We start from the raw sequence: 14123 nt of genomic DNA on the forward strand, positions 1-14123 counted from the left end.
GATCGTCGGGCCATGGCATTCGCACCCCTCAAATGGCACCGCCCGCTGACCGTCGTGTCGGCCCTCTTCCTCCTGCTGGCCCTCGTCTCCGCGGTCGGCATCGCCGTCGACGGCCGGACGCTGCTCGGCGACCCGGTCTGGCTCAAGCCCGCCAAGTTCGGCTTCGCCTTCGGCGTCTACGGCCTGACCCTCGCCTGGCTGCTGTCGCGGCTGAAGAAGGCGCGCCGGACGGGCTGGTGGTTCGGCACCGTCTTCGCCGTGGCGGGACTGTCCGACATCACCATGATCGTCCTGGCCGCCGCGCGCGGCACGTTCAGCCACTTCAACGCGAGCACCGACGCGTTCAGCAAGGCCGTGCAGATCGTCTTCGCCTACGGCGTCCCGCCGATCGCGCTGGCCAACATCGCCTTCGCGATCCTGGTGCTGGTCCAGCGCTCCGGGGACCGGGCCGTGGACCGCGCGCTGCGGGCCGGGCTGCTGCTGTCCACGCTGGGCATGATCGTGGTCATCGTGCCGAACTTCGTGCCCGGCCTGATCGAGGTGACCACGCGGACGGTGACCGACGCGGCCGGACGTGAGGTCACCATGGCCGGCGGGCACGGCCTGGCCGGCCACCCCGACGGCAACGGCATGGCCCTGACCGGCTGGAACGACGCCGGGGGCGACATCCGAGTCCCCCACTTCGTGGGCCTGCACGGTGTCCACGTGCTCCTGCTGATCGCCCTCGTTCTCGCCAAGCGCGGCCGGATGACGGAGGCGACCCGCCGCCGCGTCGTGGGCGCCGCCGCGCTCGGGTACGCCGGGTTCTTCCTGGTGACCTCATGGCAGATGCTGCGCGACCAGTCCTTCGCCCACCCGGACGCCGCCACGCTCACCGCCTACGGGGTGGTCGCGATCGTCGTCGCCGCCGGACTGGCCTACGCCAGGGTGCGGGCGACCTCGTCGCGGGAGGCGCCGGTACCGGTGGCGTAAGCGGCGCGGTAGCCCTCCTCGCCGAGCCTCGCGGTCAGGTCCGCGACCAGCTCGGCGAGATCGGGGTTCCCGGCGTCGAAGGCGCCGCGCAACCGCTCGCTCCACCCCAGCGCCCTCGCCGCCCCCACCGCGTCGCCCTCGGCGGCCAGCAGCGCGGCGTACAGCTCGGCGGCCAGCGGGAAGTCCCGCAGCGACTTGCAGGAGACGACCACCGGCGGCCACAGCTCGCGCGCGCCGGACGCGTCCCGCGCCGCCAGCCGCAGCCCCATCCGCGCCACGACGGTGATCATCTTCGCCAGCGGCGGCGGATGGCCGCTCGCTTGAAGCATCCCGGTCAGCTCGGCCACCGCGGCCTCGGCCGCCGCCAGGTCCCCGCGCCGCAGATGCAGGTTCACCAGGCCCAGCCGGACCTCTAGGACCCGCTCCGGCGGGCCGGACGCCAGCCGCGCCAGCAGCGCGGTGAAGTCCCGCTCGGCGCCGTCGAGGTCACCGGCGCGGACGCGCTCACCGGCGGCCTGCGTGCGCAGCCACACGTCGGCGAACGGGCCCGTCTCGGCGGCCACGCCCGCCGCGCGCTCGAACTCGGCGATGGCGCGCGCGTGGTCCCCCTCCACCGAGTGCCGCCGCGCGAGCACCGACAGCGCCATCATCAGCCCCAGCCGGTCCCCGAGCGCGGTGAACCGCTCGATCGCCTCCGCCAGCGGCGCCGCCGCGCCCGCCCAGTCGCCCCGGTCGCCGCGCACGGTGACCTCCATCAGCCGCCCCACCGCCCGCACCCACGCGTCGGGATGCCCGGCGGCGCGGCGCAGCTCGCGGTCGGCGAGCTCGGCGTCCCCGGCCAGCATCGCCCCGGTCGGGACGGCGGCCACCAGCGCCGGGTACCGCTCGAACGCGCCGGTGCGGACGCACTCGTCGACCAGCGCGCGAGCGGTCGCAGGGAGGATCGGCGTTCCCTCCGACAGCGCCGCCACGGCCGCGAAACCGGCCCGGGCGTGCTCGGGGAGCTCATCGCCGAAGACGGCCAGGATCTGGCGGATCTGGGTGGTCAGCCGCCGGTCGGGACGGTGCGTCTGCCAGAACCAGGCCAGCGCGCCGATCAGCCGCGCCGAGGAGTCCGGCTCGTGCCCGTCGACGGCCAGCCGCAGCGCCGCCGACATGTTGTCGTCCTCGGCCTCGAACACCGCCAGCGCCCGCAGCTGCTCGCCGGTGCGCAGGTGCGGCTCGTTCTCCTCGGCCACCGCGAGGAGGCGGGCGATGAAGCGCGCCTCGACGGCCGCGCGCTCGCCGGACTCGGTGAGCCGCCCGGCGGCGTAGGCGCGGACGGTTTCGAGCATGCGGTAGCGGGGGTCGGCGCCGCCGTCGGCGTCCACGACGGACTTCTCCACCAGCGAGCCCAGGACGTAGATGACGTCGGCGGCGGGCAGTTCGGGTCCGGCGGCGACGGCCTCCAGGTCGGCCAGGCGCGCGCCGCCGGGGAACGCCGAGAGGCGGCGGGCGAGGACGCGCTCGGGCTCGGCGAGCAGGTCCCAGCTCCATTCCACGACCGCCTGGAGGGTGCGGTGGCGGGGGACGGCGGTGCGGGATCCGGCGGCCAGCAGCCGGAAGCGGTCGTCGAGGCGGCGGGCGATCTGCTCGGCGCTCATCGAGCGCAGCCGCGCCGCGGCGAGCTCCAGCGCGAGGGGCAGGCCGTCGAGGCGGCGGCAGATCTCGGCGACGGCCTCGCGCGCGCCCTCGTCGGCGTCGAAGCCGGGACGCACCGCGCGGGCCCGGTCGGTGAACAGCCGCCGGGCCTCGTCGGCGGGGTCGAGCGGCCCGAGCGGGCACAGCACCTCGCCGGTGACGGCGAGCGGCTCGCGGCTGGTGGCCAGGATGGTCAGGCCCGGCGCGCGCTCCAGCAGCTCCTCGGCGAGGGCGGCCACGGCGGCGATCACGTGCTCGCAGTTGTCCAGCACCAGCACCGCCGGTTCGGGGCCGAGGAGCGCGGCGACGCGCTCGGCGGGCGTCCCGTCGCGGCGCAGGCCGTGGCCGAGGGCGGCCAGGACGGCGTCGGGGACGCGGTCGGGCGAGCCGACGCCCGCCAGCGGCGCGAACCACACGCGCCCGGCGGCGTGCGCGGGATGCCGCGCGGCGGCCTCCACCGCCAGGCGCGTCTTGCCCGCGCCGCCGGGCCCGACGATCGTGGTGAGCCGCGAGGCGGGGCCGGTGAGCGCGGCCAGCTCCGGTTCCCGGCCGACGAAGCTGGTGAGCCGCACGGGCAGCCGCCCGGCGGTGGGCGTGGCGGCGCGCTCCTCGCCGCGCAGCAGCTCCAGGTGCGCCGCGCGCAGCTCGGGGGAGGGGTCGGCGCCGAGCCGCTCGGCCAGGCGCTCGCGGAGCTCGGCGTAGACGGTGAGGGCCTCGGCGGTGCGCCCGGCCGCCTGCAACGCGCGCATCCGCAGCGCCGCCGGGCGTTCCCGGAGCGGATGCTCGACGGTGGCGGCGGCCAGGTCGGCGAGGATTTCGGTGTGGCGGCCCAGGCCCAGTCGCGCCTCGAAGCGGTCCTCGGTGGTCTCCAGGCGCAGCCCGTCGAGGCGGACGGCGGGGGCGAGCGCGAAGGGGGCGTCCCGGACGTCGGCGAGGGCCTCGCCGCGCCACAGCTCCAGGGCCTCGGTGAGGGTCGCGTCGGCCTCGTGGACGCGCCCGGCGGCCAGTTCGGCGCGGCCGCGCGCGGCCAGCTCCTCGAACTCGGCGGCGTCGACGGTGGCGCCGGACAGCCGGTAGCCGCCGTCGACGTGCGGGACGTCGGCGCCGAGCGCGCGCCGCAGCCGCGAGACCAGGCCCTGGAGCGCGTTGGCGGCGTTGGCGGGGGCCTCGGCGTCCCACAGGCCGGTGATGAGCGCGCCGGCCGGGACGACGCGCCCGGCGTCGAGGGCGAGGCGGGCCAGGAGCGCGCGCAGCCGCGCCCCACCGGCGTCCAGTGGGGCGCCGTCATCGTCGCGGGCCGTCACCGGTCCCAGCAGGCTCACACGCACTGGCCCAAGACTAGGGCTCGGGCGGGTCCGGCGGCGAGGCGGAGGCGCCGGGTGGCCGTCGGGCGCGGGCGGCCCGTGGGGGGTATCCTCTGCGGCATCTCAACAGGGAGGCCTTATGCGGCGCATCGGTCCACTTCGGACGGCGGGTTTCGGTTTACTGCTGCTCCCGCTCGTCGCCGCCGGGTGCGGGTCGAGCGTGCCGCCCCAGCTCGCCGCGCCGCGCGGTTACGTCCACCAGGTCTCCGGTGTGGGCGGTTCGGGTTGCGACAAGGCCGAGGACCAGGTCCAGACCGGTGCGGGAGACCTCATCGGCCCGCACTTCGCGCTGACCGTGGCGTGCGTGTCGACGATGAGGAGCGTGAGAGGGCTCGACGCGGTCTACCCGGACAAGACCGACGCCCCGCCGCTGGCGCCGCCCGGTTACGAGTTCGTGGTCGTCACGATCTCCCCGACCGCGCCCGGCGAGACCGCCTACTCCTCCGGTGGCAGCGTCAACGCCGAGCTGGTCCTGGGCGATTTCCACGTCCCCCTCGAACGCACACCCGATCCCGGTGACGTGATCGTCGCCGTCGCGCCCGTGAAGGAGCCGGCCACGCTCGCCGTCACCGACGAGGGGCGGTTGCAGTCGTTCTCGCTGCGCGACCGTGAGCGCCAGGAGAGCGTGAACGGCTACTACTCGGCGATCGAAGGCGCCGTCGACGTCCCGGACTACCACGCGTACTTCAAGGGCGAGTCCGGCTCGTCCTGGGGCTGGTACGAGTGCAACGGCGGCATCACCGCCTGGCGCGACCTGTGGGATCCCGAGCTGGGCTGGGTCAGCGGCAACAGCGCCCGCCTGACCATCAAGATCTACTGGCCGAAGCAGACCAAGGACGTGGTCACCTACTTCGAGCTGTACGCGGAGAACTCGCTCAAGATGAGCACGAGCGGGCAGTACTTCAACGCGAACGACGTGACCTGGACCGACACCGACGACAAGGGCGGCTACTTCACCTGGGTCTACGAGATGCCCGGGGACGCCACGACCTTCGAGCTGGAGTTCCAGCCGCGCGGGAAGCTGACGCTGCTGTCGAACAAGGCGACCCTGGCGCTGACCCAGGACGTCGAGGTCACCAGGTACACCCTGGACTTCACACGCCGGTAGGGGTGAGGGCCCGCCCGTTTCGCCGTGGTGGCGGATGAGCGAGGCTCACCCGCCTGCCTGGATGGAACTCACCCGTCTGCCGGGGATGGAATGGGTGTCCGGCCGTCGGGCAGGGGATCCGGGCCGGGTGGGACCGGGTGGGTGAACCGGCCCGCCCGTTTCGCCGCGGTGGCGGATGAGCACGGCTCACCCGCCTGCCGGGCTGGAGCCGGTGTCCGGCCCGCAGGTAGGGGATCCGGGCCGGGTGTACCGCCCGCCCGCTTCGCCGCGGCGGCGGCGGCGGATGAGTGAGGCTCACCCGCCCGCCGGCGCGAAGCCGGGTGCCCACCCTCATGCCGGGTGCGCCGACGGCCGGGACCGGGTCCCGCCGTCCGCGCGGCCCGGCCGTGCTTCACGCCGTCCACCCCGCCGCCGTGGCGGGGCGGACGGCGTCGCGCGTCCTAGCCGCGCAGGTACTTCTCCCACCACGTGAACGGCACCTTGTACGCCGAGGGGGTGTTGTCCCCGGCGTGGTTGGCCAGGCCGTTCTTGCCGAAGTAGTGGTCGTGGACCTGTCGCTGTGCCGGGCCCGACAGGTCCGGGTCGCTGACCGCGACCGCGTGGATGTGGTAGGCGAAGCCGTCCGCGGGGGTGCGGAGCCAGGCGGCGAAGCCGACCGTGCGCAGGGCCTTCACGGCCTGCCAGCGCTGGGTGTCGGTCATGGACGACACGGAGATGTCGACCACGCCGCCACCGTCGTGGGTGCCCGCCGAGTCGGGGTTCGACGAGTTGTACGAGCCCTGGGTGAGGGTGATGCTCGGGGCGATCATCCCGTCGGCGCGGGCGAGCATGTCGGCGGTGCGCGCGTTGACCTGCTTGCCGCCGTAGGAGTCGTCGCGCGCACCGGCGCGGACGGGCCGCGTGACGGTGTAGCGGCCGCTGCCCAGCGAGGTCAGCGAGGTCGCGCCGGGCAGGCCGTTGGCGTCGATCCCGGTGTAGCCGAGGGACCGCTGGTAGGCCGCGTACGCCGAGATCGTGGACGTCCCGAAGTGCCCGTCATCGGCCGAGGCCGCCAGGAAGCCCTTCGCGGTCAGGGCCTGCTCCACCGGCAGCACGTGATCGTGGCAGCCGGGGGTGAGACCGGTGTCGGCCTTCGGGGGGTCGACCTGGGCGGCGAGCAGCACCATCTCCATGTCGACGGCCGGGACGGCGGCGAACGCGCCGGGCGCCAGCGCCGACGACACCGCCACTCCCGCGACGGCGGCCGCGCCGCTGGTGAGCAGCCATCGTCTGGTCCGGTTGGTCTCTAAGGTCATCGCGGTCTCCCACTCGTGTCATGGCCGGTGAGGGCCTATTTCTGCCGGAGCCCGTCCATATTGGGGCCTCAGTCGATCTCCTGTCCAGACCTGCGGAGGCGGGCGAGGGCCAGTCCGGCGATCACGAGGGTCAGGCCCACCAGCAGGCCCAGGGCGAGGTTCACGCCGGTCACCGGGAGCGGCCCGGGAGCGGGCGGCGCGGTGGTCGGCGGGACAGTCGGCGGGACGGTCGGCGGCACCGTGGGCGGCGACGTCGGGGGCGAGGTGGGCGGCACCGTCGGCGGTGTCGTGGGGGGAGTGGTCGGCGGGACCTTCTCCGTCTTGATCTCGCACACCACCCACGGCGCCTCGGTCGACAGCAGCGTGCCGCCGTCCATGCGGCGCCCGCCGATGGCGATCTTGTTCCAGGTCCGCTCGCTGCCGGTGAAATCACCCTCCGGGGCGTCCATGGTCCAGGTGAAGGTGTAGGTCTCGCCGCCGAGGAGCCGGTGCGAGCCGAAGTCGAAGCGCAGGGAGCGGATCGCCGTCCAGTCGGTCACCGCGGCGGCCGGGACGAAACTGGGGTCCACGACGCCGCCGCAGTAGAAGGACGCGCCCCCGTTGGAGTTGTCCATCTCGGGGCGGCAGGGATCGTCCTTCGTGGAGTAGGTGATGACGGCCGGGGCGGTGCCGACGTCGACGGGCCCGGTCAGCGTCGGACGCCACACGCTCACCGCGGGGTCGTTGTAGCGCCCGTCGGTGACGCCCTTGGTGCCCGGCGCGGGCAGCAGGTCGTAGGCGACCACGTCGGTGAGGGTCTTGTTGCCGAGGTTGCCCAGGACCACCCGGTAGGACACCGTCCCGCCGGACGTGGCGTGCCCGACCTGCGAGGCGTCCTGCTCCGCCGAGCCCTGCCAGGCGCCGTCCTTGTCGCCCTGGACCTCCTTCTTCACCGACAGGGCCGCCGACTGGGCGATGGCGAAGTCGTCACCGGCCTTGAGGAAGTCCTCGGTGGTGTTCCCGTCACCGTCCCAGTCCTCGATGTCGGGCTCGCCGCCCAGCAGCGGCTTGTCCGGGTCGAACAGGCCCACGAGGTTGCCGGGGTAGTCGGAGGCGGTCGCGTCGCCGGTGTAGGTGCCGTCGGGCGCGCCCGCCTTGACGGTGGTCTCGAACTCGTAGTCGCACACCGAGTTCTGCGCCGGGATCGTCGCGCCCGGCTTCGCCACGGCCACCAGCGCCACCCGCCCGCGCGCGCCCGGCCGGGTCGTCACGTCGAAGCGGTCACCGGCGGGGCAGTAGGACGGCTGACCGGCGGCCAGCCGGAACGTGCCCCCGGTGTACTCCAGCTGGTCGGGGATCAGGTCGATGATCTCGGGCCGCAGCGGTGAGGTGTTGCGGCCGTAGGGGTCGTTGGTGACGGTCAGGGTCCACACGTGGGTCCCGCCCGGGGCCACCGGGGCCGCGTCGGTCTTCTTACTGATCAGCGGCCAGGCCAGCGCCGGGTGGATGTGGATGGTCGAGCAGTCGTTCCCGGTGACCTTCCCGGCGCCGTGGCCGAGGCTGAAGTCGGCGCAGTTCTTCACGTCGCCGGTGCCGCCGGAGACCTCCGAGCCGTCGATGACGCCGTAGATCTGCGCGTTGATCTGGACGCCCGCGCCCAGGCCGGGCACGGCGATCTTGAGGGAGACGACGTCGCTGCCGCCGGGCGCGGCGACGTCCACGCCCTGCTGGTTCCACGGAATGGTCTTGGTGGTGCCGTTGGCGTAGGTGACCGTGATCGTGGCCTCGCCCTGGTAGCTGCCCGACTGCCCGGGGACGTAGAGGTTCACCTGGTTGGGGTCGAAGCCGTTCGGCATCGTGTCCTTGATGACCAGGTCGGCCGGTGAGCTGCCGGTGTTGTGCGCGGTGAGCACGAACTGGACGGTCTGCCCGTCGGTGGCCTCTTTGCTGTCGGTGTACTTGCTGAACTCGCCGGTGACGGTGCCCTGGTCCACGATGGTGGTCTGCTTGGTGTCGGAGACGGTGATCTCGTCCCCGCCGCCGTAGGGCGTCCCGCTGATCGAGGCGGTGTTGTCCAGGACCGTGCCGACCAGGGCGGGGTCGGTGACCTTCACCGTGACGTCGCAGCGGACCTCGTAGGGGAACTCGGTGATCTGGTCCCACTGGCTGCCGGGCATGTCCGGGTTGGTGTCCACCGGCATCGACACGGTGTGGGTGGCCGCGTCGTAGACGCACTCGTCGGGTTTCGCCGAGACGAACTCGACCCCGGTGGGCAGCGGGTCGGTGAGGGTGACGTTCTCCAGCGCGAGGTTGCCGCGCGGCGTGCTGCCCCGGGGGTTGTTGGTGGCGCGCAGCTCGTAGGTGAAGTCCTGGTCGAGGACGGCCTGCGCGGGCGCCTTCTTGGTGATCTGCGGGTTGGGGGAGGCGGTCACCGCGAGGGTGGCGTCGTCGGTGCTGGGCGTGCCGTCCCCGTTGGACGCGGTGGCCTCCATCGAGGCCTTCTGGTTCCCCGGCGGGGTGTAGTAGTCCAGGGACGGCCAGCTCACCGTGAGCTGGGAGGTCGCCCCGGCGTCGATGTGGTCGTAGGCGACGGTGACGGTCCCGTCGGCGTTCGGGGTCACCGAGGTGACCCCCGGCGGCCACGGTTCGGCCACCTGGCCCGCCCCGGACGCGCCGGGCGGGGGCGTGAAGGTGACCGACACGTCCTGGCAGCCGCCGGGGATGGAGCACTGGATGAACCCGTTATAGGACAGGTAGTCGCCCGCGGCCACCGGCGTCGTCGCCGGATCGAGGCGCACGCTCATGCGCGCGTCGGCGAAGGCGGGTCCGGCCGGTCCGAGCACCAGCAGGAGCGCGACGCAGGCGGAGGCCAGACGCTTGATCATCCGGTCATCCTAATCGGACTGATCGGGTCAATCGGACTATTGGGATGCGCGGCGGGCCGTCCCCGGTCGCGCGGGCGGCGGGTCCCCCGTCGTATGAAGGATTTCCCGCAACTTATCCGGCCGAACTCGCGTTCCACCGGCTTTCCCTTCTCCGGCCCTTCCGCAGGGGTTCGCTTCCCCGCTACGATCCGGCCCGGCGGCGGTCACCCGTCGTCATCCCACGAACCATGGAGTGAATCATGCGGTTACTCCCCAGAGCGGCCATGGCGGGCGCGATCGCGGCGGCGACCATCGCCGCCACGCTCGTGAGCGCCCCGGTCGCGCAGGCCGACCCCGCGGGCCTGACGCTGATCGCGTCGAACCAGTCCCTCCTCGGCGTGCACGAGCTGTACGCCCAGACCTACGCCGGGCACCCCGTGCTCGGCGGCTTCTACGCCCGGCACACCGACCGCGAGACCGGCGCCGTCACCATCCAGGACGGCAGGCTCACGGTCGGCAAACTCGACCTCGGCAAGGCGCGCGTCTCCGGTGACCGCGCCGCCACCGCGGAGACGAAGGCGCGCGGCCACGCCTTCCGCACCGACATCGTCGTCGTCCCCGGCGACAACGCCACCCTCGCCTACGCCGTCCTCAGCCAGGACGCCACCGGCGAGTACCGCACCGTCGTCGACACCGACTCCGGCTCGGTCCTGCGCGTCGACGAGCTCTCCGACCACGTCGACGGCCACGGCAAGGTCTTCGAGCCCAACCCCGTGGCGACGCTGCAGAACACCACGCTGACCGACCAGAACAACAAGGACTACGCCGCCCTGTCCGGCGCCTACAAGTCGGTCACCCTCAAAAACCTCAACGGCACCGGCAAGCTCGACGGGTCCTTCGCCAACAACATCAGCGCCAGCGAGGTCAAGAACAACACCAACACCTTCAACTACAACCGCTCGCAGGCCGGTTTCGAGCAGGTGATGGCCTACTACAGCATCACCAGCGCGCAGAGCTACATCCAGAGCCTGGGCTTCACCTCGGTCAACAACGAGGCCCAGGACTTCAAGACCACCGGCCTGACCGACGACAACTCGTTCTACAGCCCCTCGGCCGACTCGATCACCTTCGGCACCGGCGGTGTCGACGACGCCGAGGACGCCGAGGTCATCTGGCACGAGTACGGCCACGCCATCCAGGACGCCCAGGTCCCCGGCTTCGGCTCCTCCAATGAGGCCGGCGCGATGGGCGAGGGCTTCGGCGACTGGTTCGCGGTCATGATGTCCATCCCGAACAACCCCGACACGGTCAAGACCCCGCTGGCCTGCGTCGCCGACTGGGACGCCGTCTCCTACGCCTCGGGCACCCCCAAGTGCCTGCGCCGCGTCGACGGCACCAAGGTCTACCCCGGCGACGTGGAGAACGAGGTCCACGCCGACGGTGAGATCTGGTCACGCGCTCTGTGGGACGTCTACAAGGGCCTCGGCCGCGATCAGGCGGTCAAGGTCGTGCTGGAGGCGCAGTTCTCCTACGCCCCGAACACGTCCTTCGCCGCCGCGGCCACCGTCACGGTCAACACCGCCCGCAGGCTGTACGGCGCCTCCGCCGCCACGGTCTGCCAGAACGCCTTCCACGCTCGCGGCATCCTGTAGTGAGCACGGCCGCGCCGGGACACCCCGGCGCGGCCCTCCTCACACCGAACGGCGCCGGCTGGCGTACACCGGGCACAATCGCCGGATGATCGACTCCCTCCCCTCCTGGGTGCCCACCGCCGAGGACGCCTGGTCGGCCCGGCTCCGCGACCTCCTCGCCGACGGCGTCATCCCCGGGATCGACGCGCTCGGCGCGCACCTGGCGACCCTCGACCAGCAGCGCACCGCCCGGGGTGCGGTGAAGAAGGCCTGGGAGAAGACCACCGCCAAGCTCATGGGCTCCGACACCCGGCCCTTCGTCTTCGACATGGTGCTCGCGCTGACCGGCGAGCCCCTCTCGCACGACACCTCCAACTGGCGCGACATGGGCCTCACCGCCGCCGGTTCCCGCTCCCTGGCCAAGGCCTTCGTGCTCGCCTCCGGGTACTCGGGCGAGGGCTCCTTCGCCGCCCACCTGGAGCACCTCGCCCGCTATGCCGCGGCCCTGCGCGGCATGGGCGCGCGCTACCGCGACGACGCCATCGCCGAGGTCGCCTTCCGGGCCCTGGAGACCCTCGGCACCGAGGAGGCCTTCGCCGCCCTGTGCCACCTGCGCCGCGACATCGACTACGTGATCCTGCGCGAGCACGTCGAGCCGCACCTCCTGGCCGTCGCCACCGCCCTGGGCGTCCCGGACGTCGTGCGCGAGGAGCGCTCGGTGCCCGCGCACGCCCTGAACGCCCAGGGCGTGGCGATCTTCGGCGGCGAGGACGCCACCGTCTACGGCAACTCCGGGCTGCGCGCCGACCTCGAAGTCGACCGGAACATGCTCGTCGGGCTCACCTGGTACGACGCCGACGGCCTGCCCGACTACACCACCTACCCGTTCCCCAGCCCGCGCGGCCACAAGCGCGTCTTCCGCCCGGAGAACATCGAGGGCGTCCAGCGCTTCGCCAAGCGCGTCCACGCCGAGGTCGCCGCCCAGCGCGCCCGCCTGCGCGACATCCCGGCCGGCCGCACGTGGGACTTCGCCGAGTGGGCCGAGCACTACCGCGACCACCACCTCGTCGGCGTCCTCACCGCTTCCCTGATCTGGGAGCACCGCCACGGCGAGGACTGGACGGCCGCCCTCGCCGCGGAGGTCCCGGACACCGCCGAGGAGATCCGGCTGTGGACCGACGGGAAGCCCGGCGAGGCCGAGGCCCTGCGCGAGCGGCTGGGGTCCGGCCGCCGCCAGGCCTTCGCCCAGCTGCCCGGGTAGAGCGGAGAGGGCCGCGTCCGGCGCGGCCCTCCATCGTCCTAGCGGCCCAGGACCTCGCGCAGGCGAGGTGCGAAGGCCGCCGGGTCCTCGGCGAAGCCGATGTGCCCGCCCGGGAACATCACCGGCTCCACGCCCAGGGCCGCCGCCAGCGCGCGTGAGGTCCGGTCGCACAGCTCACCGGCGGAGTCCTCGCCGATGCCGATCACCAGCTTGCCGGTCAGGCCCTTCAGGACGGCCAGGTCCGGCTCCCAGGACACGCTGGGCGTGAACAGGTGCGTGTACTGGAAGTTCCCGTCGGCGGTGTCCTGCTCGGTGCCGGGGGCGGCCATCATCTGGACGAACTCCTCCGGCAGCTCGATGTCGGCCAGCGCCAGGAACTTCCGCCAGCCGCCCAGCACGTCGCCCGACAGGTGCGTGGCGGCGATGTCGGCGCTCTTCTCGCGCAGCTCCTCGCGCTCGGGCAGCAGCTCGTTCAGGGGCGGCTCGTGGGCGATGACCAGGCGGACGGCGTCCGGGTGGTGCTGGGCCAGGCCGAGCGCGGTCACCGCGCCGCCGCTGGAGCCCAGGACGGCGGCCGGGCCGGCGTCCACGTGCGCGATCAGCCGGGCGAGGTCATCGGCGCGCGTCGCGATCGAGATCGGCGCGTCGGCGTCGGCGACCGTGCTGCGGCGGATGCCGCGCGGGTCGGTGGTGACCACGGTGTGAGAGCCGGCGATCAGGTCGGCGAGCCCCTCGAAGGAGCGGGCGTCCATCGGGGTGCCGAACAGCACGACCAGCGGACCCTCGCCGCGCACCTCGTAGTGGAGCCGGGCGCCGGGGACGTCGAGAACACGGTTCATTGCTTCCTCCTTGTTAGGCCTTCACCGGGTGAGACCCCCGCCGTCGGGCAGAATCGTCGCGATGAGCGAGAACTTTTTCGCCGAGGCCGAACTCGCCGCCGCGCGGGCGGGTGACGACGCGGCGTTCACGCGCCTCGTGGCCCCGCTGCGGGACGAGTTGCGCGCGCACGGCTACCGGATGCTCGGCTCGGTCCACGACGCCGAGGACGCCCTCCAGGAGGCCCTGCTGCGCGCCTGGCGCGCGCTGCCGCGCTTCGAGGGCCGCAGCACCCTGCGGACCTGGCTGTACACGGTGGCGACCCGGACCTGCCTGGACCTGATCGAGAGCCGGGGCCGCCGGGCCCTCCCCGTCGACCTGGGCCCGGCCGCCGAGACGGTCGACACCGCCCACGCCCCGCGCGACGACGTCGCCTGGCTGGGCCCGTACCCGGTGGGTCCGGCGGGCAGCTACGAGCGGCGGGAGTCGGTGGAGCTGGCCTTCGTGGCCGCGCTCCAGCACCTGCCGGGCAACCAGCGGGCCGCGTTGCTGCTGTTCGAGGTCCTCGCCTTCAGCGCCGCCGAGATCGCCGAGATGATGAAGACCTCGGTGACGTCGGTGAACTCCGCGCTGTCGCGGGCCCGCCGGGTCATCGCCGAGCGCGTCCCCGACCGCGGTCAGCAGCGCGCGCTGAGCGAGATCGGCGACGCGCGCGTCCGCGAGATCGTCACCGGTTTCTCCACCGCCCTGGAACTGGGCGACACCGACGCGCTGGTGGCGCTGCTGACCGAGGACGTCACGTGGGCGATGCCGCCGCTGCCGTCGTGGTACTCGGGCCTGGCCAGTGTCACCGCGTTCGCCGAGGCGGTGCCCTTGAGCAGCTGCGGGGAGTGGCGGCACGTGGTCACCGAGGCCAACGGCCAGCCCGCCGTGGCGGGCTACCTGCTCGGCGAGGACGGCCGCCACCACCGCTGGTCGGTGACGGTGCTGACGCTGCGGGACGGCCGGGTCTGCGCGCTCACGTCGTTCATCGGCGACGAGAGCTTCACCGCGATGGGGCTTCCTCTCACTCTGTGATCAACACGAGCCGTGTGTCACCGGATGATCTCGGTGCGCAAGGTTTCTGCAAGGGCGGTGGGGGAGCGTGGCGGAA

Annotated in this window: 9 protein-coding genes; 5 read left to right on the top strand and 4 right to left on the bottom strand. The window is 73.2% G+C overall.

What is annotated here, in order from left to right; genetic code table 11:
* Window positions 1–12: 12 nt before the first annotated feature.
* Complete coding sequence (locus tag QSK10_RS31460; protein WP_285667095.1) at window positions 13–972, top strand: hypothetical protein; 960 nt, start codon at window positions 13–15, stop codon at window positions 970–972.
* On the opposite strand, the gene QSK10_RS31465 is transcribed toward QSK10_RS31460, so the two are convergent.
* Window positions 918–3980, bottom strand: coding sequence for an ATP-binding protein (locus QSK10_RS31465; RefSeq protein WP_285667096.1), 3063 nt, complete (start codon window positions 3978–3980; stop codon window positions 918–920). The two genes, QSK10_RS31460 and QSK10_RS31465, sit on opposite strands and share 55 nt — an antisense overlap.
* Window positions 3981–4095: 115 nt before the next feature.
* Here QSK10_RS31465 and QSK10_RS31470 point away from each other — a divergent pair, with 115 nt between their 5' ends.
* Entirely contained in the window at window positions 4096–5124 is a 1029-nt protein-coding gene (locus tag QSK10_RS31470) for a hypothetical protein (protein WP_285667097.1), read from the top strand.
* 440 nt (window positions 5125–5564) lie between these two features.
* Here the strand turns inward: QSK10_RS31470 and QSK10_RS31475 are convergent, their stop codons facing one another.
* Complete coding sequence (locus tag QSK10_RS31475; protein ID WP_285667098.1) at window positions 5565–6419, bottom strand: peptidoglycan-binding protein; 855 nt, start codon at window positions 6417–6419, stop codon at window positions 5565–5567.
* A gap of 68 nt (window positions 6420–6487) precedes the next feature.
* A complete protein-coding gene (locus QSK10_RS31480; RefSeq protein ID WP_285667099.1) occupies window positions 6488–9283 on the bottom strand; it encodes a hypothetical protein in 2796 nt (931 codons plus the stop codon).
* Between the two features lie 239 nt (window positions 9284–9522).
* Between QSK10_RS31480 and QSK10_RS31485 the strand changes: the two genes are divergently transcribed.
* A complete protein-coding gene (locus tag QSK10_RS31485) occupies window positions 9523–10914 on the top strand; it encodes a M36 family metallopeptidase (RefSeq protein WP_285667100.1) in 1392 nt (463 codons plus the stop codon).
* 85 nt (window positions 10915–10999) lie between these two features.
* Window positions 11000–12154, top strand: a complete 1155-nt coding sequence (locus tag QSK10_RS31490) for a DUF4132 domain-containing protein (protein WP_285667102.1) — start codon at window positions 11000–11002, stop codon at window positions 12152–12154.
* A gap of 38 nt (window positions 12155–12192) precedes the next feature.
* Here the strand turns inward: QSK10_RS31490 and QSK10_RS31495 are convergent, their stop codons facing one another.
* Window positions 12193–12993, bottom strand: a complete 801-nt coding sequence (locus tag QSK10_RS31495; protein WP_285667104.1) for an alpha/beta fold hydrolase — start codon at window positions 12991–12993, stop codon at window positions 12193–12195.
* A gap of 61 nt (window positions 12994–13054) precedes the next feature.
* On the opposite strand from QSK10_RS31495, the gene QSK10_RS31500 reads away from it, so the two are divergent.
* Window positions 13055–14047 carry a sigma-70 family RNA polymerase sigma factor gene (locus tag QSK10_RS31500; protein ID WP_285667106.1) on the top strand — a complete coding sequence of 331 codons (993 nt, stop codon included), beginning with the start codon at window positions 13055–13057 and terminating at the stop codon, window positions 14045–14047.
* Window positions 14048–14123 lie beyond the last annotated feature (76 nt).

It is taken from the genome of Actinorhabdospora filicis (assembly GCF_030269765.1).
GTDB lineage: Bacteria > Actinomycetota > Actinomycetes > Mycobacteriales > Micromonosporaceae > Actinorhabdospora > Actinorhabdospora filicis.